This is a genomic window from Fulvivirga marina (assembly GCF_016775155.1).
In the GTDB taxonomy this organism is placed as follows: Bacteria; Bacteroidota; Bacteroidia; order Cytophagales; family Cyclobacteriaceae; genus Fulvivirga; species Fulvivirga marina.
Map to the genome: position 1 here is coordinate 280684 of NZ_JAEUGD010000064.1, position 20588 is coordinate 301271.

Consider the following 20588-nt stretch of genomic DNA (forward strand, 5'->3'; position numbering starts at 1 on the left):
GGTCACAAAATTTGAACCTTCTCATGTTTTAGACTTAGGCCATAGATTAGCAAGCAGCCTTACAATATAAAATGCGGGAAGAACGTAGGCTTGATTGATAATCAAATTAATTGTTTTGTTAGATTTTTTGTAGCAACTCCAATGCCCTTTCTTTGTGTGCGTCAGCATCATATTATCTCCAAAGTCTATAGTGAGAAGTATGCGAAATACTTAAGGTATTTAGGGGTATACATAGAATGTTTATCCAGTATTTTTTAAAATATTTCACCTAACGGAAATTTTTTTTATTCCGCAACCGTTGCAGTCAAGGTTGGTGGATCGTTTCAACCTAATAAACAATTGAAAAGTCTTATTCCTTTATGAAGAAAGTTTTAGTTATTGCAGGGGTGGTAATTCTTCTTGCTAGCAATTCATTTTCAGACAGCATCAAATTTAACGAAAACATTTCTTTAAGCAGCTTCATACAAAATAGCTACAGTAAGCTACAATTTGTTGGCAAAAAACCTGATTTCGATATTTATAAAAAGGGTCTTGTAGGGTATCTGAATTTAAAAAAGCAAAACAGGCTTTCCAGGTCAGGCTTGCTTACTCTTATTGATTTTCGACTGTCCTCCAATAAAAAACGTCTTTGGATCATTGACCTGAAACAAAACAAGGTGGTCCATCACTCGCTTGTTGCTCATGGGCGCAATACAGGCAATGAGTATGCTACAAAATTTTCTAATGTACCTAACTCCAATAGCAGTAGTCTGGGTTTTTATATAACCGGAGAAACATATTATGGTAAGCATGGGTTGTCTTTAAGGTTAGACGGAATTGAGCATGGGTTTAATAATAATGCGCGTTCAAGAGCAATAGTGATGCATGGTGCTGATTATGTAGACGCTTCATTTACCAAATTGTATGGTAGAATAGGAAGAAGCTTCGGCTGCCCGTCTATACCCATGAATGGTCACAAGGAGATCATAAAAAAACTCGCTAACAAGAGTTGCATGTTTATTTATTATCCAGATGAATATTACCTGACGAACTCCAAACTGGCTAATGAAGTTTCTGCTTATGAGGTGTTGACTCAGGCTGATTTTTCATTGTAGAAATAGGGACCTCATTGCGTGCTGAAGGGTTAACAATACTACAGCCATTTTTTTCGCTTGAAATAAACGATCATACCAATGCAGGTTATTATCATAACACCCCATACTGTTGGGTATCCATACTTCCAGTTTAGCTCCGGCATATGCTGAAAGTTCATACCATAAACACCAGCTATGAAAGTGAGAGGTATGAAAATAGTGGCCATAATGGTTAATACTTTCATTACTTCATTCATTTTATTACTGATGCTGGTCATGTACATATCCGTAAGGCCCGTTACCAGGTCTCTGTAAGTTTCCAGAGTTTCTATGACATGAATAGTGTGGTCGTATACATCCGAAAAGAAGGGCAAGGTGTCTTTTTTGATAAAGTGATACTCTCCTTTTGTTACCTTACTTAACGCCTCTCGAAGGGGGTATACTGTTTTTCTTAAGAAAATGAGTTCTCTTTTTAACTGTTGTATGCTATGCAGAGTTTCTTTGCTTGGGTTATCATATACCTCTTCCTCAAGAGCGTCTACCCGTTCACCTACCCTTTCCAGGATGATATAATAGCTGTCTACTATTGTATCAATGAGTCTGTAAAATAAATAGTCTGTGCCTCTCCCTCGAGCTCTGTTTTTAGCCGTGCTTGTTTGTCTTAAGCGTTCACGTAAACTTTCGAAAAGATCACCCTCCTTCTCCTGAAAGGAGAGGAGGTAGTCACTACCAAGCACAAAACTGATCTGCTCATAAGTAATTTCCTGATCAGTCAGGTTATATAATGTTTTGAGCGTGAAAAATATCTGATGCTCGTATTCTTCAGATTTAGGGCGGTGTTCTGTGTTCAGTATATCCTCCATTAAAAGAGGGTGTAGATTGAAATGTTCACCTATTTCCTCTATTAATTTTATGTTGTGCAGGCCATCAATATTTATCCAGTTTACCCGGTCAGGGGAGAGCTGTTTAATTACATCTTCAGAGCTTTTGCTACAAAACTCAATAACGTCCTGACTGTTGTACGAAATCAGGTCTACTTGAGACTTTTCCGTCAGCTTATCACCCATAAAAATAAGGGTGCCAGGAGGCATGCCTGCTTTTGCTTTGGGGTTTTTTACACCTAAAAGTTTAGAGAGATTCTTTATTTGAGGTAGTTGCATCAGCTATCTTTTTCTCTTTGTAAATAATGGTCCGATAGGGGAATGGTATTTCTATTCCCTCTTTGTCAAATCGTTCCTTAATAGATTTGTGCAGGTCGCACTTCATCGCAAACCCGTCAGTAGGATGATTTGCCCATACGGAAGCTCTAAGGTTGACAGAACTGTCACCGAAACTGACCAGTCTGACAATAACATCCGGAGTACCCTTATCAATATCTTCCTGCGTGCGATTGTCGATGTGGAAAGGATGAGCCATGGCTTCTTCCTGCATTATACGTATAGCCAGTTCGATATCAGAATCATAACTGATACTCATAATGACAAACATGCAGGTCTTGTCGTCGGTAAGTGTTGAATTCGTTATTGTTTGCTCACTGATAATAGAGTTGGGTATTACTATTCTGCGGTTTTCAAAATTCCTGATTATGGTATGCCTCAGAGTAATGTCTTCCACTGTTCCTGAGTGTGTCTCACCAATGTTAATGAGATCGCCAACACGGAAAGGCTTGAAGATAACTATAAATATGCCGCTGATAATATTTGAAAAAGCCGATTGAGAGGCAAAACCAACAATAGCCGCCAATATACCGGCACTGGCGAAGAGTGTAACTCCATAGGCACGTAAAGAGGGAATGGTTTGAAAAATGACTACAATTGCGAGGGTAAAGATTACAAAGCTGACTGCGTTTTTGAGAAAGTTATATTTTGTTGGATCAACATTCAGTTTGGAAGAAGCTCCAGTAACAAATTTGTTTAATATCGCTCTCAGTACTTTTGATAGAATGAAAGCGATAACCAGGATCAAAAAGGGGATAACAATATATTCTATTAATTTGGAATTGCTATCCAGTAGTAGTGTTTTTATATTCATATACTTCTTAAAGATTCAAAAAAATCATATGTACGATCAAAAGCCAGTTGAGCATGAGCGGGCAGCTTACATCCCTTGTATGGATGACTAGCTCCGAAAACATGGTTTGCCTTATCAATCAGAAGTAGAGCAGAGTCTCTGGCCAGCTCATGAATTTTTTGAGCATCGTTGCTGCTAACAGTTTCATCTTCTGTACCATGCACAACGAGTACAGGCTTTGCCAGGCTACTTACAGCCTTACTTATGCTTAGTCTATCCTGATTCTTTTCAAGATCTTCCACAATCTGATACTTCATAGGCATTTTTTGTCCCGTGCGCCCATTCAGAATATATATAACTTCATCCTGCTGCCATTCATTTAATAAGGCTTTGGTCCATCTGTTAAAATCTGCCACTGCTGCCCAGGTGGCTACAGCCTTTACCCTGTCATCTTCAGCAGTTTTTAGTAGGGCTAAACCACCACCTCTGCTATGCCCCATCAAAAATAGATTATCGGTATTCATTTCAGAAGAGGATATGACACATTCTTCAGAAAATAAATAATCTATTACAGTTCCCGTGTCGTCCAGCTCTATGCTAAAATTATTTTCACTAAAAGCATCAAGATCAACAAAATCTACAGGATGTTCGGGCGTAGTGCCATTATGTGAAAGGTTAAACTTTATAAAAACATAGCCTGCTTTGGCCATCTCATCGGCCAGGACATTGAAGTGCCCCCAGTCTTTGAATCCCTTGAAACCGTGAATAAAAATTATTACAGGTTTCTTATGCTGGTTGCTGATATACCGGGCATCAACAAGTATCTTTTTTTTATGATGTTTACTGTTTAAAACTATATCATCATGTATTTTCAGTGAGTTAGTCATTTTAATATTTTGATTAGGGTTAATTCGTCAGTATAATTGTACCTCATTTGTCCATATGGCTTTAAAACTACGAGATATCAAGGCCCCAATAGCTTCAGAGATGGAGGAGTTCGAAAAGAAATTCCGAGCATCTATGAAGACTAAAGTATTGTTGCTTGACAAAATAATGAGTTATATCGTAAAGCGCAAAGGAAAGCAAATGCGGCCTATGTTTGTTTTTCTAAGTGCTGGTACGTGTGGCAATATATCAGAATCCACTTACCGTGGGGCTTCATTAATAGAACTTTTACATACGGCAACGCTCGTGCATGACGATGTGGTTGACGATGCCAATTATCGCAGAGGGTTTTTCTCAGTAAATGCACTGTGGAAAAATAAAATAGCTGTATTGGTTGGTGATTATCTGCTCAGCAGAGGGTTATTATTGTCTGTGGATAACGGTGACTATGATCTTCTGAAGATAGTTTCTGATGCAGTAAAACACATGAGTGAGGGAGAATTACTTCAGATGGAGAAGGCTCGCCGCCTGGATATTACCGAAGATGTATATTATGAGATTATCAGGCAAAAAACAGCATCCCTGATTGCTTCTTGTTGTGGAGTAGGTGCAGCTTCAGCAGGGAATCAGAATGGTACTGTTCAGAAAATGGAGCTTTTTGGTGAAAAGGTAGGTATGGCTTTTCAAATTAAGGATGACCTGTTTGATTACGGAGAAACTGAAGTAGGGAAGCCACTTGGAATTGATATCCGTGAAAAGAAAATGACTCTTCCGCTGATTAAAGCCTTGGAGCGTGCATCGTGGATGGAGAAGCGCAGGATATTGAACCTGGTTAAAAATCATAATGATAATACACGGAAGATCAACGAGATCATAGACTTTGTTAAAGCTTCAGGAGGGTTGGAGTATGCACAGGAAGTAATGCAGAGGTATTATCAGGAAGCCATGGACATTCTGAAAGGTTTTGAGGACTCTCAGTATAAGACATCGTTGAGTCAGCTAGTTCAATTCACTATTGAAAGAAATAAGTAATGAGGTTGGAAAATAAGGTAGCTATAGTTACAGGAGTAAGTAAAGGAATAGGGTTCGCGACTGTAAAAATGCTATTGAATAAGGGCTGCAAGGTGGCAGGCTGGGGAAGAACGGCTCCAGATATTGCGGATAATAACTTCTATTTTTATAAAACTGATGTTAGGGATATTGAGGAGGTTAATTTAGCCTATGAAAATACGGTTAAAGATCTCGGTGAGGATATTGCCATACTGGTCAATAATGCTGGCTTGGGCTATGAAGGGGGGATCGAAGATCTCGACCCAAAGCTTTGGCGACAGATGTTTGAAACCAACGTGGATGGTATATTTTACTGTAGCAGACTGGTTATCCCTAAAATGAAAAGAAATGATGAAGGGCATATTATTAATATCTCTTCCATTGCAGGAAATACAGGTATACCCAGTATGTCTGCCTATTGCGCTACAAAGCACGCAGTTACTGGCCTGTCTCACTCCATGTACAAAGAGTTAAGAAGCTTTGGTATCAAAGTAACTTGCATTTACCCAGGATCCGTTAAGACCAATTTCTTTGATGAAATTGATTCTGTTGAGGTTAATGATAGTATGATGATGCCTGAGGATATTGCCAGTACTATTATTCACTGCCTCGAGTCTCAGGCCAATTATCATCATGTGGACATTGAGGTAAGGCCGCTAAAACCCAAAAAATAAGCTCATGATTTCTTGTGCTGTTGAAAACTTGTTAAATAAAACAACGACTTATGGCTATTGAAATAGGGCTGGCTAACCTTTCAATAGGGAAATAAGTGGCTTAGAACGCTGTTCTTTATGGCCAATATCGACACAAGGTTTCGGGCTTTAATCGTTAGCTAGGTCTGAGATGCTAAGGGGGACATTGATCAGTACATCCCCGATTTGTTTCTTGAAATCAGAATTGCTATTTTAATTTAACTCCAAGTTGGTGCACCTTTTTTAACCACTTATTGCGCTGAGCCTGATCAGCTGTTTTGACGATTCCAATGGAGGATACAGCTACTGGCTTTACTCCACAAAATTCCAAGGTACTTTTCTTTAGCATGTTGATACTTGGGCGACCATATACTAACCAGTAGTACCAGCTGGGTTGATCCATTGTGGTAATAATCCTTGCCGTTTTTCCTTTGAGTAGTTTGTCCCACCAGACAGACCCTTCTTTAGGTTGGAAAGCCATTCCCGGTAGAAATAATCGGTCGATGAAGCCCTTTAATATAGCCGGTAGCCCTCCCCACCATACCGGGTGAACCCAAACTAAGTGATCAGCCTTTTTAATTTTCAGCCAGGCTTCCATGAGGTCTGGCTCTAGCTCCATTCTTTTCCGGTATCCATGCTGTAGGTTGGGGTTGAAATTTAAACCCGAAAGGGTTATCTCCTCTACATGGGCATGTGTCTGAAGCGCTCCCTGTTTATAGCTTTCCACCAATGCCTTGTTAAAACTTTCCTTATCGGGGTGCCCGTTGATAATTAGAATATTTTTCATTTTACCTGTTTGTTTTTGCAGGCAAAAATATGGACGAGCTTACTCTTTCTTCAGGACATATGTCTATAAACTCAACTCTTTGCGAATTCGGCTCAAATGCCGTGGGGTAATCCCTAAGTAGGATGCCAGGTATTGCAGAGGTATATTTTGAATATAATCAGGATGGTTTTTTACCAATTCCAGATATCTTTCGTTGGCACTTTCCTTTTGATAGGAAAAAATCCTTTTTTCCATCTCCACGTACTGCTGTTCTGCTAAAAACTTTAGAAGTTTAACCCAGTTAGTGCTGTTTGCAGCCATTGTTTCGATGTCTCTCTTTTTTAGAATGAGGAGTTCTGCATGACTCAGCGCTTGTATGCTTTCAGGAGTTTTTTCACCCGTTATATAAGAAGAGTATGCGGTTGTAAAATTACCGGCAAAAGTGATACAATAAGTGACCTCTTCACCATTATCTTTTGTGTAGAACGATCTCAATGTGCCATTTTCAACATACGCAATCTCCTGGCATACCTTGCCTTCTGTGATGAGGTATTCCCCTTTTTGGATAGTCCTTGAGGTTAGGTATTGCTTTACCTGATTGACTTCACTATCAGTAAGTATTCCAAATGTGCTGAGGTGGTTTAACATTAATCTATTTGGCTTTATGGTTCTATGGGTTATCGTGAGTGCTTAGTTGCGAATCAATTGTATCAAAGCATTGATGTCTTCATTGTTTAACAACAGCTGCCCCTTGATACTAACGGCCTTCCCTACTCTTGATGCTTGTATATTTAAAGTATTTAGATTTTTGAGATATTTATGTTGCACAAACAGCGAATTTTGAAGACCCAGCCTTTGAAAATTGGTGTGGAGCATGAAGAAGTCCGGTGAGTTAGTATAACGCGGGGCTGGGACGCTATCCAAGTTGGTCAAAAACAGTTCTGAAGAGTCATTTTCTATGATACTTAAGTCCAGCAACGGGAGAATAGTTCTGTTGAGTTTATTGTTGATCGCTATTCTGTTCTTCCTTAAAAGGTCCAGCATATGGTTTGCTTTTCCCTTGATCAATACCCTAACGCCGGGCACTTTTGTTTTATTAACAGTTTTGACTTCTACTTTCTCGAAATCATCATTGTAGTCATAGGTAATGATAGTATCATGCTGTATTGTGTTACCCGTGACTTTTAGATCAAAGTACCCTCCATAATCCCTGGCGAGACTATCTAAAGGAATGGTTATGCTGTTGATGTTGTAGCTTTTTAAGAACTGGGCGGGTACATTACCCGAAAAACCTAAATGTAGCGAAGTACCGGTATCCGGTAGCGCTACGGGTGCTGTAGTTGGAAACTCAATCCCCACATCAGGATTCCAGATTCCTGATAAAACAATCTTGCCATTATCAAAGTCAATGTCTGCAAGGTTGTCCCTCTGCAGAATGACTACGTCGCCACTTGCTTCTCTTAAAGTAGAAATCGTTTCGCTATCGGTAGCTACGGCTTCATTTTGAGAAAGTATTTGTTCCAGTGTCTTTTTTATGTCCTGACCATTGAAAGTATATGCAAGCGCTAACCTTTGGTCATTATATGCAATCTGTATTTTATTGTCTTCAGAGGAAGCATAGCTATACTTTCTCAATACTTTAAAATTGCTTACATCCAGCTTGCTTTGAATGTATGTTTTTAATGCTGAAGAGTCATTTACTTTCAGGGAAGTATAGTAAGTTTTTATATCACCTTTAAGGGAATAAATAAAAAGGTTTGCAGGTAAAGTGAAGCCCTTGGAGATAACATCAACGTCTTCGGCGGAGGTACTGTCTTCTTCTGAGGGGCTGAAGTAAAAGGAGGGGTTGGATATGGAGTTTAAGGCTATCTTTTGAATTAGTTGATCACTGTTGATCTTAATGATAAGATCCGCATTTTTATGGATCATACCCTGGTATGAGTCGTATTGACGATATTTAAGAAAGCCATAGAAAACAAAGAGCAGCAGTAGGACCACTACTGCTGCTCTTGTAATAAATTTTATAAAACCTGACCTATTCATTAATCTATATGTTCAATAAAATCCAGCAGGTACGAAATCGTACTTTTATGATTTGCCGGAACCTCCATTATTAACTCACCATGCATCGTTTTATTTTTGATCTTAGATGATTTTAAATAGAAATCAGATGCATTCTTCACGGCATATTCTGCTATTTTCTTGTTAGGCATATTAGTCTCTACAGGAAACGCTTCCCCAAACCTTTTACCATTAAAAAAGGCTGAAAAATTACCTTGTTTAATGACTTTCTTATGTTTTCCTGATAGTTTGGCAGTATACCTGTCGTTAATAATATCTGAGATATCACTAGCTGAAGTGGTAAGGAAAAAGATATCATTTTTAATAGCAAAATAAACTTCCAAAGGTAGTTCACTTTTTTTATCCTTTATTTTATAGTAACCATTTTCAGCTTCTACAAGTTGCTTTTTCACCAAATAGGCTATGATGTTCTTCGTGAGACTCATTTCCTCTGTTGAAGCCATTAGGATGAAGTCCGGAAGTTTCTCCGTTTTGGTTTTTTCTACAGCAGTGTAGTTATAGTCTTCATCATATTCATAATCCGTATAAGTTACTTCTTTTTCATTAATACCCGTAAATGCAAGTAAAGCATCTCCTTTAATTAATTTAGCTACAGCTTCTTCGTCTAGTAATAGCGAGAAGAGATCGGCACCTATGGCTATTTCATCCTGCATTTTTCCCTCCATTAGCGGACCATAAGTCTTAGCTAAAAGCCTAGGGTATTCTTCCAATGTATTTTTGAAATTCACATTGTAACTCATATATCCCAAAAGCTTATCTTCATTGAGGTATTTGAAGAAGTTTGAGTTGATCTTTTGATTTCCCATACGCTGATAAATATCAGCAAACTCATCACTTAGCTCCATATCTACACTGATTCGAGCCTCCGGGCCTTCAAGGTAAAGATTAGCAGAAAATTCACCATATCCTCCCATCATCTCATCTAAGCTTTTGGGATATCCCTGAAGCGCATTGTACATACCTGAATATATTTCAGACATAGTGTTTCCTAAATGGCTATTCCAGATGTTAATTACCGCCTTTGAGTCAAACTGAGCAGTGTACTGCTTGTTTTTCATTATTGACTTTTGAGCAGGGACCATGGTTTTATGTAACATGTACGCTGTCCATTTAGATTCTAATACCCTCTTCTCATCATAATGATCCAGGTAACTGGTGTCATCATAATTGTACGGGCTTTCATAGACCTTGAAAGAATCACTATAGTAGGTGGCCTCATCAATTAGCTTTTGCGCATATTCTCTATCCGATGGGTCTTCAAAACTCAAAGCAGCTTGTTTTAAGAAATAAGCTCTGTTTGAAATGAAGTTATCCAGATTTTCCGGATCAGGGTTGCTTATACTGTCAATCTCAGCAATGTACCCTTTAAGTTGCTCTACCTGCTCTTCCAGTTGTTCAAGGAAATCTGAATTATTATTCTTAGCAGCCTGCTTAAGATCTTCAGAGAAGTAGTAGTAGTTACTCGCATATAGGTGTAGTGAATAATTATAAAGGTATGGAAGGTCATCGTATGTCAGTTCTTGCTCAGGTTGCTCAGTAGCCTCCATCACTTCTTCCACCTCCGATACCTGACCTTCAGCTGATTCTTCGGATACTTCTTTCAGCTCAGTTTCTATGGTTGAAAAATCGTAGTCAGTAAAATATTCATCATTACTATACCCTATAACAAAGACCATCTTATTGTTATCCCAAGCTACATATGAATTATTGTCTGCCTGAACATATTTGTAGTTGTTATTTTGCATTATTTTAGCCTTATCATGGATAAAGGCCTGTTCGAGGAATTGAGGCTCCTTAAGTGGCACTAGTAGAACTGTATACGACAGACTGTCGTTTTTTTCAAAGTAGAAATATGTTGTAGCGTTGGTGTTGATCCCAATATCTTCAATGGAGGAAAGCTCTTGGCCTGACTCTTTTGAAAAGGCCTTCAGCATTTCTTTACCAAGTTTCGAATTGTCAAGTTCAGATATTGTAACAGATTCTAATATTTTGCTGCCATCAATGCTCCCAACAAAGGTTGCATTATAGGGGATATGCTCCCTGAGATCCTGCGCCTGGTTGAATGTGAAAGAGAAAAGGGCACAGATGAGTAAAAGGTATTTCATGTTGTTATTTTAATTGTATTTTGTTAGTAAGATTGATATTTCCGTTAATCACATCCAAAGCAGAAGCTCGCATCATTACTGCTCGTTTTGATTTTGATATCTTGGCTTTAGCATTGGAGGAGGCTGTTATTTCATGTTCAAACCTGAAAATTGATGTATAAGAAGCTTCATCAAACACTTTTTTGTCGTCTTCTTTTAACTTTTCGTATTCGGTTTTCACTTCAGTATCATAGGAGTAGTTTTTTGAAAACACTTTTTTTGTTGCATCGAAGTTATAAGAGAAAAGCAATGGTTTAACCTTTAGGTTTTTAGTTACTTCCTGTAGAATGTCATCAATGTTATTTACAGATCTGAAATGGCAGCTTAAAGAGAAAATGTAATTGTCAAAATCTACTTTTTTACTGACGTTTGAAATGCCTTCAGTGTTTTGAAGAAAGGTAACAGCTTTATTTAGTGCATGATTGATGTCTTCTCTGGCAGGCACTTTATAGCCATTAACAGTGTCTAATAGCATGATTGAGGCTAGTTTTGTTTTGCTTTTGCTCAAGTTTGCCGTCAGCGTTATTTCACCAGATCCATCAGCATTAAGGGTGATCTCATCTATGATATCAAAACAAGAAGTAAGTGGGCATAGAAATGCTAAAATGAATATGAATGATAACGTTCTTTTAAAATTAATACCTATCATGAAGCGTAGTTTTGTGCATAGATGTTAGAAAATCAGCCGTTTATACACAAAGAGCCAAAAGGGTAAACGCTCTTATTTCGACTCTTTATTAATCGGGCACAAATTTATAATAGATATTTTATTATCGAACAATAATATACGGTAATTTTACAATTTTTCGTGTCTTTGTGTGCGAAGCATCATACTTGTTTCAGCATGGCTGTAATTTAAGGTAGCCTTCATCTAATGTAAAAGAGTAAATGAAGGCAATGGTTCTGTAGTCTTTTGTTATTTTGACTTATTAGCGCCAATAGTCCAGAGTACAATGCCCGTCCCAGTCATACCTATGCCGGTGACCAGAATAATCGCACCAAAAGCTCCCTGTGCATCACTCTCTCAGTTTCCATTGGTACAATTATAATAAGTAGCATCGGCGTTTGATACCGGAAGGTCGATTGATCAAAAATTTAAAGCCTACTTGAGTTTTGGAATTCGCTTAACGAATTGATTTAAGGCATGCTAAAAATGACACAGGACTCATACATAGTTTGAATTGTAAGTATTGGGAGGATGATTTTACCTTTCGGATAGGGCGAGTTTGATACCTAACAGAATAAATAAACCACCAGCTATTTTGTCCAGCCACAGTTTTATTTTGTAATTTTTCCTTATTCTATCAGATAATCTGGAAGCAAATATTGCTAAGGTTAGACACCATATGGTCGCCGTAGATAAAAAGGTAAGGCCAAGGATGAGAAATGAGACGGAGCTTTGACTGTAATTTGGATCAATAAATTGAGGTAAAAAAGCAAGGAAGAATAAGGCTACCTTAGGGTTGAGTACATTAGTCAGAATGCCTGACATGTAAATTTTCATGATACCCGTATTTTCTTGTTTTACTTCCAACTCTAATTTTCCTTTTGATTTTACTCCCAGGGATCGGGCACCAAGGTATATCAGGTATGCTGCTCCTAGGTACTTGACAACCTCAAAAGCTATTGCCGATTTTGCCAGGATTATAGATAAACCTAATGTGGCAAGAATGATGTGAAAAATTGCCCCTGTACAGATTCCTAAAGCGGATAAAATGCCGGCTTTCTTTCCTTGTGATATGGCTCTTCCAAGAATAAACATGGTGTCTGCTCCAGGTGTTAAATTTAATATTATACCTGCGATTAAGAATGTTTCAAAGTTTACAATTCCGAACATGGTTATGGGGCTTGCTTTAAAGCCGACGATCTGGGGATATGTTAAGTGTATGTGTTTTTAACTTCGTTAGCCTAGATCGAAGGCCGGATTCATAATTGGTGAATCTAATATAATCTGACGAAGAATGGAACGAGGGACGGTATTTTTTACTTAATTCATGATGAAAATGACATAAATAATAGCGGTGAAAGAGGGGGGAGGGGGTAAATATTGGAGGGGAGAAACAAAAAACCGGGAATATGACTATCCCGGCTATTACATTTATTGCTTTTAAGTTGGTCAGGACTTATGCTACTTTTTCCCTGCCAGCTTCCATTACAGCATAGTGCTTCATGTTCTTGAAGTCTTCTTCACTCATAGTTTCTATTGCTGTGCCGCTGGTTTCCAGTGAATAGTTGCCCTCGTTTTCCCACCAGGTACGAGCGTGCTCGCGAGCCTCTTCTTTATTTACTTCAAAAAGCTGAATGTATGAATCAGATATTATCCATGATTTATCTTGCGTGCTGTATTTCTCAAAAATCATGCTTCGCATTTGAGTTGCAGTTTTGTCCTGATTTTTGAAATGAGAAATAGTATATGACATAGTCTCTGGCTCTGTCATAACGTTGTCCCAGAATTTCTTGGAAGAAACAATCTGAGAAGTAGTAAGTAGGTATCCAAAACCTTTTTCTACTGGCTCCTTGCTAAGGTCGCAGTTAGCTTTGAAAGCTTTCTTCTTTTTGCCAAATAGATTGGATATGAAAGACATAGTGTTGTTTATTTAAGTTGTTGACCTAATTTTTTGAACGTGTATACTTATAAAAAGTTTTTTAATTTTTCTCTTTTCTCAAAGCTTCCATCTTCTCATATCGTGTTAGAAAATCTTCAAGTTTTTCTGCTGGTACCTTTTTCGCTATGATTTTCTTTTTTTCATCTAGCACGTAAATAGTAGGAGTGGTAAGAGCGTCATAGAGTTTTTGGTAGTGCTCGGTATAAGTTCTAGGGCCATTGACGGTAACCCAAGACTCCAGGTGCATATCTTTAATGTAATTCTTCATTTTTAACATAGAAGTATCGGCTGATACAGCAAACACATTGACGTCAAAGGAGGTGCCTTCGCTAAACTTTTTTAACTTCGGAGTTTCCTTTTTGCAGTGCCCGCAGTCTGGGTCGTAGAAGTAAATGACTGTATATTTATTCTTTTGGTCATAAAGTGATCGTGATTTCAGGTTTTCATCTAGCATGATAAGGTTGGGAGCTTTCATGCCTATCAAGCTTAACCGAAGCTGTTCAGCACGTTCTTTAAGGTTTTTCTTTAGCTGATCGTTAGCCCAATAATCCATTTCGCCTGTTGCAAAGTAGCGATAGTATATGTTTACAAACACCTCATCAAGCCCCATGATTTCAGGGTTTTGATATTTTATAGTTACAGTCCATACCAAATATTTGTAGGTATCCTGATTAGTTTTAGCCAGATCGGCGAGGTGTTGTATAGCATTAGTTATTGTATCAGGGTGCTGGATCAGTAGCTTGTCAAGGTAGTCTTCAACTTTTTTTCTGTAAAGGGGCTCTGAAAGCCTAATCATAGCAGGGTCAGCAAGGTTGAAATTATCCCAGTAGTGCTTTTTATAATAGCGATAGCTGAAGGTTGAGTCGACTTTTCCATTGTCCAATATTGGCGCCTCGGGGATTTCTATTCTTTTATTCGCATTTAAAATTTTAGTCAGCAGGCTTTCAGGATATTTATTCATTAACTCATCCTGATGCCCCATTACTTTTTTGTTGAGCTTTTCCAGTTCAGACCGAGCGACGGACTTGGAGGCTTCAGTGCTGGTGCTATCGCGCATTACCTTGACATAAGGTTGAGCCTCTTCATTGCGGGCACTATTGTATAGCAGGTTAGCAAAAAACACCTCGTTTTCAATATCACCCGTTACTTTCATGTGAGTTACATACTCAGGGTGCTTTGTGTGCAGACTAAATTGCTGGTCATTACTAATGAGGATATCAAATAATCTGGTTTTATTTAACACAACAAAGTATACTCCTGATTCTAATGGCTTGCTACCCGAAAAAGCAAACTCCCCAATTTTGTTGATGTGAGCGGTATCTTTAACGTAGGTGCTCTCTCCAAAAAAGTTGCCCAGGTAAACGGTAGTGTCGGCCAGACCCTCTATTTTGAAGTTGAGCTTATACCCTTTTTGAGCATGAGCATAACTACAAGTTAGAAGGAGTAGAGTGTAAAGTAGAATTTTTTTCATCTGCATCTTTTTTCAAACCGTCGCAAAAATTATCAACATATGCTTATGGTACAAAGTTCTTTAATAAAAAATTGCCTTTTCATGTTTCTTGCTACCTTGATTTTAATTATAAATGGGAGCATTTTGCCAGTGATTTTCAAAGAGGATTTACAGAAAAACAATACTTTAGTTGATTGCAATGGATAAAACTTCCTTTCAACTAAAAAATGTTGTCATAGTTGCATCAACTTGATAGTTTTGCCGTTCAATAAAAGCTATGTCGATAAGGGTCAAAAATTTAACCAAGGTATTCGGGACGCAAAAGGCCATCGATAATATCTCGTTCAATGTTCAGGAAGGCGAAATCCTCGGTTTTCTGGGGCCTAATGGTGCCGGGAAATCTACCACTATGAAAATAGCCACTTGTTACCTGCCACCTGATGATGGTATGGTGGAGATTAGTGGGTATGATGTGGTAGAGCAATCTATGGAAGTAAGAAAGCAGATTGGCTATCTTCCGGAACATAATCCGCTATACCTTGAAATGTATGTAAGGGAATATCTGGGGTTCATGGGGAAACTTCATGGTTTAAAGGGAGGTAATCTAAAGTCCAAAATTGACGATATGGTGCAACTGACTGGGCTTACCCGAGAGCAAAATAAAAAAATTGAAGCTTTGTCAAAAGGATACAGACAGCGCGTAGGGCTTGCTCAAGCTTTGATCCATGATCCTAAAGTGCTTATACTTGATGAGCCCACAACTGGCCTCGATCCCAATCAGATCATTGAGATTAGGAATCTGATCAAAAATATAAGCAAAAACAAGACGGTTATATTTTCAACACACATCATGCAGGAAGTTCAAGCGCTTTGCGACCGTGTGGTGGTGATCAATAAAGGCAAAATTGTAGCTGATGATGCTATTGGTCAACTCAAAACATCAAAAACAAAGGTACGGATTGTTACTGCTGAGTTCTCCGAAAAGGTAGATGTAGAAAGAATTAAATCCATCGAAGGGGTGTTGAGCGTAGAAACAGATGCTGGCAATAAATACAAAATTAAGACCGATGCCGCTATAGATGCGCGTCCGGCTATATTTAAGTTCGCTTCCGAGACGGGCCTTACACTATTGGGCTTACATCAGGAGGAAGTTACTATGGAAAATGTTTTTCAGGAGCTTACCAGAAAGGAGCAAGGCGAATGATACAGATATTTGTTAAGGAACTCAACAGTTTCCTCAATTCCCTGATCGCTTATATTGTTATTAGCGTATTCCTTACCGGGATTGGACTCCTAATGTGGGTTTTCCCGGAAACATCTGTTCTGGAATATGGCTATGCTGATATGGAGACCTTGTTTTCCATGGGGCCATATGTTTTTATGTTTTTGATACCCGCCATTACCATGCGTATGTTTGCAGAAGAAAAGAAAGCGGGTACCATCGAGTTGTTGATCACCAAGCCGTTAACAGATTGGGATATTATTTTTGGTAAATATTTATCAGGGTTTGCTCTGGTAATATTCTCTATCGTACCTACACTTATTTATTACTGGTCAGTTTACCAATTGGGTAACCCTACAGGAAATATTGATACGGCGGGCGTTATAGGGTCTTATATTGGGCTAATCTTGCTCGGAGGGGTATTTACTTCAATAGGTGTTTTCTCTTCAGCTATCAGTACAAACCAGATCGTGTCATTCATAATAGCAGTCTTTTTTTGCTTTATGGTATACTCTGGCTTGGGGTCTATAGCTTTAATAAACGACTGGGGAGCGTTCTCTTCATTCATTGAACAGATGGGTATAATTTATCACTACGATGCCATGAGTAAAGGACTGATAGATACCCGCGATGTGATTTACTTTCTGAGTGTGATCACGGTCATGTTATTGTCTACAAAATTGATGCTGAGTAGTAGAAAATGGTAAATCTGAAAAGCAGAAAATTAGAATCGGTTCTTCGGTTCCTAATTGGGATGGTTGCTGTATTGCTATTCAATATATTGGCGTCATCCTATTTCCATAGATTTGACCTTACCGAAGAGGAGAGGTACTCCATAAAACAACCAACAAAAGACATGCTTCGGGAATTGGATGATGTGGTTTATGTTGAAGTGTATCTGGATGGAGAGCTCAACTCTGGGTTTAAAAGGTTGCAACGTGCAATTCGGGAGACGTTGGAAGAATTTCGCGTGTATTCTGGTGATAATATTCAATATACTTTTAATGATCCAAGTGCTGCTATGAGCGAAAAGGCTCGTGGCGAGTTCATGCGGGCACTTATGGCCAAGGGAATTCAGCCAACTAATATTATTGATGAAAAAAATGGAAACAGGGTAGAAAAACTTGTATTCCCAGGAGCGATTGTGTCTTATGGTGGAGTTGAGGCAGGAGTAATGTTGCTAAAGGGAAACAAGGCAGCAACGGCAGAAGAAAAACTCAACCAATCTATCGAAGGTGTTGAGTACGAACTGGCATCAACAATCAGAGGCTTGACAAGCCTGGATAGAAAAAAAATAGCCTTGGTAAAAGGGCATAATGAACTTGATTCACTTGAAATGGCCAGTTTTGCTACTGCTCTGGCGGAATTGTATGATCTTGGTGTTGAAAACCTGAAAACTGTACCAACCGGCTACGATGCTCTTGTGATAGCCAAACCAACCAAAGCGTTTTCTGAACAGGAAAAATACCATTTGGATCAATATTTAATGAATGGTGGTAAGGTGCTCATGCTTATTGATAAGCTACAGGCAAACATGGATAGCGCATCAGCAGCATTTAACTATGCATTTCCTTATGAACTCAATATTGATGATCAGTTATTTAAATATGGTGTTCGTATCAATAGCGATCTTATGATGGATAACAGTGCTGCTGGTTATCCTGTAGTTGTGGGGAATATGGGAGACCAACCGCAAATAAAGCTACAGAACTGGCCTTTCTACCCCATTATTAACCGATTTTCTGATCACGCTATTACTAGAAACATGGATGCTGTTCTGCTTAGGTTTGGCAGTACCATAGATACAATTAAAACTCCTGGGGTGAAAAAGACACCACTAATGTACACCTCTCAGTATACACGGGTAGTGGCGGCTCCGGTTAATGTATCAGTGCAGGATTTGAGAGCTAATTTAACAGCCGAAAAGTTTGATAAAAGGTATTTGCCGGTGGCATATTTACTAGAGGGACGTTTTGAGTCTCTTTACAAAAATCGCTTCAAGCCTGAAAATATTGATGAGACCAATTTTGTTGAACGTGCCGAGGAGGGTGCTAAACTTTTAGTGGTCAGTGATGGTGATATTGCACGTAATGAAATCAATACCAGGAATAGTACCCCGCAGCCGTTGGGATTTTATCCGTTTTCTCAAAACACCTTTGCCAATCAAGATTTTTTGATGAACGTGATAGCTTATCTTATAGATGACGAAGGTATAATTACGGCAAGGAATAAGGAAATAAAAATAAGGCCTTTAGATAAGGTTAAGGTAAGCAACGAAAAGACGACATGGCAAGTCATTAATATGGTGATACCCGTTTTGTTGCTCATTGTCTATGGTATGTTAAGGTTCTATTGGAGAAAAAAGAAGTATACCGGGTTTGGTACAGAAGAGACTCATGCAAAAAAAGAGAAATATTAAACTTATCCTTGTTCTGATAGTCCTTATACTTTCAGCAATATCTGCATACTTTATAACGAGACCTGCAGATAAGCTAAAAGTAAGCAGGGACATTTTTTCATATGAAGATCCTTCATCTATTGATAAAGTAGTGTTTACGGATGTATCTGGAGAGCATCAATTGACGTTTGAAGGAAGTCAATGGAAAATAGGAAGGGAGTATAAAGCTGATCCACAGCGTGTAAGTGTACTGTTTGCTATACTGAAGCAAATGCGTGTGAGAAGAAAGGTGTCGAAGCAGCAAGAGGAAACTATTGAACAAAAATTTAAAGAAGCCGGTACTAGGGTAGCCTTTTATGAAGGAGACCAGATTGTTCACAGTTTTTATGTCTGGGGGGATAAGGATAGCGGATTAACTTATTTGACAAGAGATGAGAAAGGACAGGCATATATTGTTGAGATACCTGGTTACAGAAGTTTTTTAGCGGGTATTTACCAACTAGATAAAAATGGGTGGCGTGATCCCCTTGTATTTACGATTAACTGGTCTAATTTGAGTAGTGTACAAGTAGTGTATCCTGATAAAGAGGACCTTGGATTTTCGGTGAAGTATGCTGACAGGTTTTATGCCATTCCTGAAATACAGGAAACAGACACTACAAAACTGACTGATTTTTTGGATAATGTGTCGCTTTTATTTGTCAATGACTTCCTTAGCAAAGATGAGGAGAAAGAATATAGTGAAATTATCAATACTGGACCTCAGGCCCTCTTTAAAATTGAAGATGTCGGAAGAAATGTATACACACTAGAAGTATATGGGATGTTGCCGGGAGGAAAGGAGGTCGTAGGTAGAATTGACTCTGCTGACTATGCAGTTTTTGATGCTGAAAAGGTCAAAAAGATCATGAGACCAAAAAGTTTCTTTATTAAAAAAGAAACTGCGGATATAAAGTAGGATCACGTTTCCTAAAAATGATTTTATTTTTAACTTTACCGAGTTTTAAACTTAACCATCGTAATCATTATTTGTAATGAAATTTATCGTCTCTTCATCAGCACTTTTAAAGCAACTTTCCGGTATTAACGGTGTAATTACTACTAATCCGGTAGTGCCAATTCTAGAAAATTTTCTATTTGAAATAAGTGAGGGCAAGTTGACGGTGACAGCTTCTGACCTGCAAACCTCTATGATTACAGAACTTGAGGTGGAGTCTAAAGAAGATGGAAGCATAGCGGTACCGGCAAGAATATTGCTCGAAACCCTTAAAAACCTTCCAGAACAGCCCGTGACCTTCACAATAGATGAGGAGACCTATAGTGTTGAGATCAGTTCTGATAATGGTCGTTATAAGCTTGCCGGTGAAAATGCTACGGATTTTCCAAAAGTCCCGGCGGTATCCGATGATTTCTCAGTGGATATGTCAACCTCAGTATTAAGTGCGGCGATAAATAATACCATATTTGCTACCAGCAATGATGAGCTTCGTCCAGCCATGACAGGTGTTTATATGAACCTGACAGATACAAATACTACATTTGTTTCTACCGATGGACACCGTTTAATACGTTACCGAAGGGTAGATGTGGCTTCCGATAATGGTAATGCTATTATCATCCCTAGAAAGGCACTGAACTTATTAAAGTCTACGTTGCCAACAGAAAATACCAATGTGACTGTTGAGTTTAATGTATCCAACGCTTTTTTTAAGTTCAACAATATCAAAATGATTTGTAGGTTGATCGATGAGCGTTTTCCTGATTATGAAAATGTGATCCCTTCCGGCAATGACAATAAAATGACCATTGACCGTGTTGAGCTTTTAAGCTCCTTAAAAAGGATTGCGATTTATGCTAATAAAACAACCCACCAGGTAAGATTGAAAATTACCGGCAGTGAGCTTCAAATCTCAGCAGAGGATCTTGACTTTGCTAATGAGGCTAATGAAAGACTTTCTTGTGAGCATGATGGAGGGGATATAGAGATCGGCTTCAATGCTAAATTTTTGATAGAGATGCTTAATAATGTTGACTCTGATAAAGTGGAACTTCATCTGTCTGAGCCAAATAAAGCTGGTTTATTGATACCCACTGATAAGGATGATAACGAAGATATTCTGATGCTGGTAATGCCGGTTATGCTGAATAACTACGTTTAGAAAACCTAAATGTGAAAATAATTTAAAAGAGGCAGTACCAACGGTACTGCC

General features: G+C 38.5%; 19 protein-coding genes. 8 read left to right on the plus strand and 11 right to left on the minus strand.

The window, feature by feature from the left end:
- Window positions 1-359: 359 nt before the first annotated feature.
- Window positions 360-1094 carry a murein L,D-transpeptidase catalytic domain family protein gene (locus JMN32_RS20080; protein WP_202858160.1) on the plus strand — a complete coding sequence of 245 codons (735 nt, stop codon included), beginning with the start codon at window positions 360-362 and terminating at the stop codon, window positions 1092-1094.
- Window positions 1095-1132: 38 nt separating this feature from the next.
- Here JMN32_RS20080 and corA read toward each other — a convergent pair whose 3' ends face one another.
- From corA to JMN32_RS20095, 3 genes are read right to left on the minus strand one after another with little or no spacing between them, the layout of a single operon-like run.
- Window positions 1133-2233: a magnesium/cobalt transporter CorA gene (gene corA, locus JMN32_RS20085; RefSeq protein ID WP_202858161.1), complete on the minus strand. Its 1101-nt coding sequence runs from the start codon at window positions 2231-2233 to the stop codon at window positions 1133-1135.
- A complete protein-coding gene (locus JMN32_RS20090; RefSeq protein WP_202858162.1) occupies window positions 2202-3104 on the minus strand; it encodes a mechanosensitive ion channel family protein in 903 nt (300 codons plus the stop codon). Before JMN32_RS20090 ends, corA begins: the two co-directional genes overlap by 32 nt.
- On the minus strand, window positions 3101-3970 hold the full coding sequence (locus JMN32_RS20095) for an alpha/beta hydrolase family protein (RefSeq protein WP_202858163.1): 870 nt from the start codon (window positions 3968-3970) through the stop codon (window positions 3101-3103). Before JMN32_RS20095 ends, JMN32_RS20090 begins: the two co-directional genes overlap by 4 nt.
- A gap of 55 nt (window positions 3971-4025) precedes the next feature.
- On the opposite strand from JMN32_RS20095, the gene JMN32_RS20100 reads away from it, so the two are divergent.
- Both JMN32_RS20100 and JMN32_RS20105 read left to right on the plus strand, forming a co-directional pair.
- Entirely contained in the window at window positions 4026-5000 is a 975-nt protein-coding gene (locus JMN32_RS20100; protein ID WP_202858164.1) for a polyprenyl synthetase family protein, read from the plus strand.
- Window positions 5000-5692 carry an SDR family oxidoreductase gene (locus tag JMN32_RS20105; protein ID WP_202858165.1) on the plus strand — a complete coding sequence of 231 codons (693 nt, stop codon included), beginning with the start codon at window positions 5000-5002 and terminating at the stop codon, window positions 5690-5692. Before JMN32_RS20100 ends, JMN32_RS20105 begins: the two co-directional genes overlap by 1 nt.
- 226 nt (window positions 5693-5918) lie before the next feature.
- On the opposite strand, the gene JMN32_RS20110 is transcribed toward JMN32_RS20105, so the two are convergent.
- The 8 genes from JMN32_RS20110 to JMN32_RS20145 all read right to left on the minus strand — a co-directional run bounded on the left by JMN32_RS20110 (window position 5919) and on the right by JMN32_RS20145 (window position 14779).
- Window positions 5919-6497, minus strand: a complete 579-nt coding sequence (locus tag JMN32_RS20110) for an NAD(P)H-dependent oxidoreductase (RefSeq protein WP_202858166.1) — start codon at window positions 6495-6497, stop codon at window positions 5919-5921.
- A 63-nt stretch (window positions 6498-6560) separates the two neighbouring features.
- The gene (locus tag JMN32_RS20115; protein WP_202858167.1) at window positions 6561-7124 is read right to left on the minus strand and encodes a Crp/Fnr family transcriptional regulator; all 564 of its coding nucleotides are present in this window, start codon (window positions 7122-7124) and stop codon (window positions 6561-6563) included.
- A gap of 42 nt (window positions 7125-7166) precedes the next feature.
- Window positions 7167-8519, minus strand: coding sequence for a hypothetical protein (locus tag JMN32_RS20120; protein ID WP_202858168.1), 1353 nt, complete (start codon window positions 8517-8519; stop codon window positions 7167-7169).
- Window positions 8519-10663: a hypothetical protein gene (locus JMN32_RS20125; RefSeq protein WP_202858169.1), complete on the minus strand. Its 2145-nt coding sequence runs from the start codon at window positions 10661-10663 to the stop codon at window positions 8519-8521. Before JMN32_RS20125 ends, JMN32_RS20120 begins: the two co-directional genes overlap by 1 nt.
- A gap of 4 nt (window positions 10664-10667) precedes the next feature.
- A complete protein-coding gene (locus tag JMN32_RS20130) occupies window positions 10668-11351 on the minus strand; it encodes a hypothetical protein (RefSeq protein ID WP_202858170.1) in 684 nt (227 codons plus the stop codon).
- 555 nt (window positions 11352-11906) lie between these two features.
- Window positions 11907-12539, minus strand: coding sequence for a LysE family translocator (locus JMN32_RS20135; RefSeq protein WP_202858171.1), 633 nt, complete (start codon window positions 12537-12539; stop codon window positions 11907-11909).
- Between the two features lie 286 nt (window positions 12540-12825).
- Complete coding sequence (locus JMN32_RS20140) at window positions 12826-13287, minus strand: hypothetical protein (protein ID WP_202858172.1); 462 nt, start codon at window positions 13285-13287, stop codon at window positions 12826-12828.
- A 61-nt stretch (window positions 13288-13348) separates the two neighbouring features.
- On the minus strand, window positions 13349-14779 hold the full coding sequence (locus tag JMN32_RS20145) for a redoxin domain-containing protein (RefSeq protein WP_202858173.1): 1431 nt from the start codon (window positions 14777-14779) through the stop codon (window positions 13349-13351).
- Between the two features lie 256 nt (window positions 14780-15035).
- Here JMN32_RS20145 and gldA point away from each other — a divergent pair, with 256 nt between their 5' ends.
- The 5 genes from gldA to dnaN all read left to right on the plus strand — a co-directional run bounded on the left by gldA (window position 15036) and on the right by dnaN (window position 20537).
- Window positions 15036-15962: a gliding motility-associated ABC transporter ATP-binding subunit GldA gene (gldA, locus tag JMN32_RS20150; protein WP_202858174.1), complete on the plus strand. Its 927-nt coding sequence runs from the start codon at window positions 15036-15038 to the stop codon at window positions 15960-15962.
- Entirely contained in the window at window positions 15959-16687 is a 729-nt protein-coding gene (gene gldF, locus JMN32_RS20155) for a gliding motility-associated ABC transporter permease subunit GldF (protein WP_202858175.1), read from the plus strand. Before gldA ends, gldF begins: the two co-directional genes overlap by 4 nt.
- The gene (gldG, locus tag JMN32_RS20160; RefSeq protein WP_202858176.1) at window positions 16681-18399 is read left to right on the plus strand and encodes a gliding motility-associated ABC transporter substrate-binding protein GldG; all 1719 of its coding nucleotides are present in this window, start codon (window positions 16681-16683) and stop codon (window positions 18397-18399) included. Before gldF ends, gldG begins: the two co-directional genes overlap by 7 nt.
- Window positions 18377-19336, plus strand: coding sequence for a DUF4340 domain-containing protein (locus tag JMN32_RS20165; protein ID WP_202858177.1), 960 nt, complete (start codon window positions 18377-18379; stop codon window positions 19334-19336). The genes gldG and JMN32_RS20165 overlap by 23 nt, the downstream gene beginning before the upstream one ends.
- A 76-nt stretch (window positions 19337-19412) precedes the next feature.
- The gene (gene dnaN, locus JMN32_RS20170) at window positions 19413-20537 is read left to right on the plus strand and encodes a DNA polymerase III subunit beta (protein ID WP_202858178.1); all 1125 of its coding nucleotides are present in this window, start codon (window positions 19413-19415) and stop codon (window positions 20535-20537) included.
- The last annotated feature ends 51 nt before the right edge of the window (window positions 20538-20588 follow it).

Excerpts from the sequence above, each read along its gene's own strand:
- JMN32_RS20130 (WP_202858170.1), bottom strand. The coding sequence starts at position 11,351 with ATGATAGGTATTAATTTTAAAAGAACGTTATCATTCATATTCATTTTA.
- JMN32_RS20165 (WP_202858177.1), top strand. The coding sequence starts at position 18,377 with ATGCAAAAAAAGAGAAATATTAAACTTATCCTTGTTCTGATAGTCCTT.
- dnaN (WP_202858178.1), top strand. The coding sequence starts at position 19,413 with ATGAAATTTATCGTCTCTTCATCAGCACTTTTAAAGCAACTTTCCGGT.
- gldG (WP_202858176.1), top strand. The coding sequence starts at position 16,681 with ATGGTAAATCTGAAAAGCAGAAAATTAGAATCGGTTCTTCGGTTCCTA.
- corA (WP_202858161.1), bottom strand. The coding sequence starts at position 2,233 with ATGCAACTACCTCAAATAAAGAATCTCTCTAAACTTTTAGGTGTAAAA.
- gldA (WP_202858174.1), top strand. The coding sequence starts at position 15,036 with ATGTCGATAAGGGTCAAAAATTTAACCAAGGTATTCGGGACGCAAAAG.
- JMN32_RS20110 (WP_202858166.1), bottom strand. The coding sequence starts at position 6,497 with ATGAAAAATATTCTAATTATCAACGGGCACCCCGATAAGGAAAGTTTT.
- JMN32_RS20145 (WP_202858173.1), bottom strand. The coding sequence starts at position 14,779 with ATGAAAAAAATTCTACTTTACACTCTACTCCTTCTAACTTGTAGTTAT.
- JMN32_RS20105 (WP_202858165.1), top strand. The coding sequence starts at position 5,000 with ATGAGGTTGGAAAATAAGGTAGCTATAGTTACAGGAGTAAGTAAAGGA.
- JMN32_RS20140 (WP_202858172.1), bottom strand. The coding sequence starts at position 13,287 with ATGTCTTTCATATCCAATCTATTTGGCAAAAAGAAGAAAGCTTTCAAA.
- JMN32_RS20120 (WP_202858168.1), bottom strand. The coding sequence starts at position 8,519 with ATGAATAGGTCAGGTTTTATAAAATTTATTACAAGAGCAGCAGTAGTG.
- JMN32_RS20100 (WP_202858164.1), top strand. The coding sequence starts at position 4,026 with ATGGCTTTAAAACTACGAGATATCAAGGCCCCAATAGCTTCAGAGATG.
- JMN32_RS20080 (WP_202858160.1), top strand. The coding sequence starts at position 360 with ATGAAGAAAGTTTTAGTTATTGCAGGGGTGGTAATTCTTCTTGCTAGC.
- JMN32_RS20090 (WP_202858162.1), bottom strand. The coding sequence starts at position 3,104 with ATGAATATAAAAACACTACTACTGGATAGCAATTCCAAATTAATAGAA.
- JMN32_RS20095 (WP_202858163.1), bottom strand. The coding sequence starts at position 3,970 with ATGACTAACTCACTGAAAATACATGATGATATAGTTTTAAACAGTAAA.
- JMN32_RS20125 (WP_202858169.1), bottom strand. The coding sequence starts at position 10,663 with ATGAAATACCTTTTACTCATCTGTGCCCTTTTCTCTTTCACATTCAAC.
- JMN32_RS20135 (WP_202858171.1), bottom strand. The coding sequence starts at position 12,539 with ATGTTCGGAATTGTAAACTTTGAAACATTCTTAATCGCAGGTATAATA.
- JMN32_RS20115 (WP_202858167.1), bottom strand. The coding sequence starts at position 7,124 with ATGTTAAACCACCTCAGCACATTTGGAATACTTACTGATAGTGAAGTC.
- gldF (WP_202858175.1), top strand. The coding sequence starts at position 15,959 with ATGATACAGATATTTGTTAAGGAACTCAACAGTTTCCTCAATTCCCTG.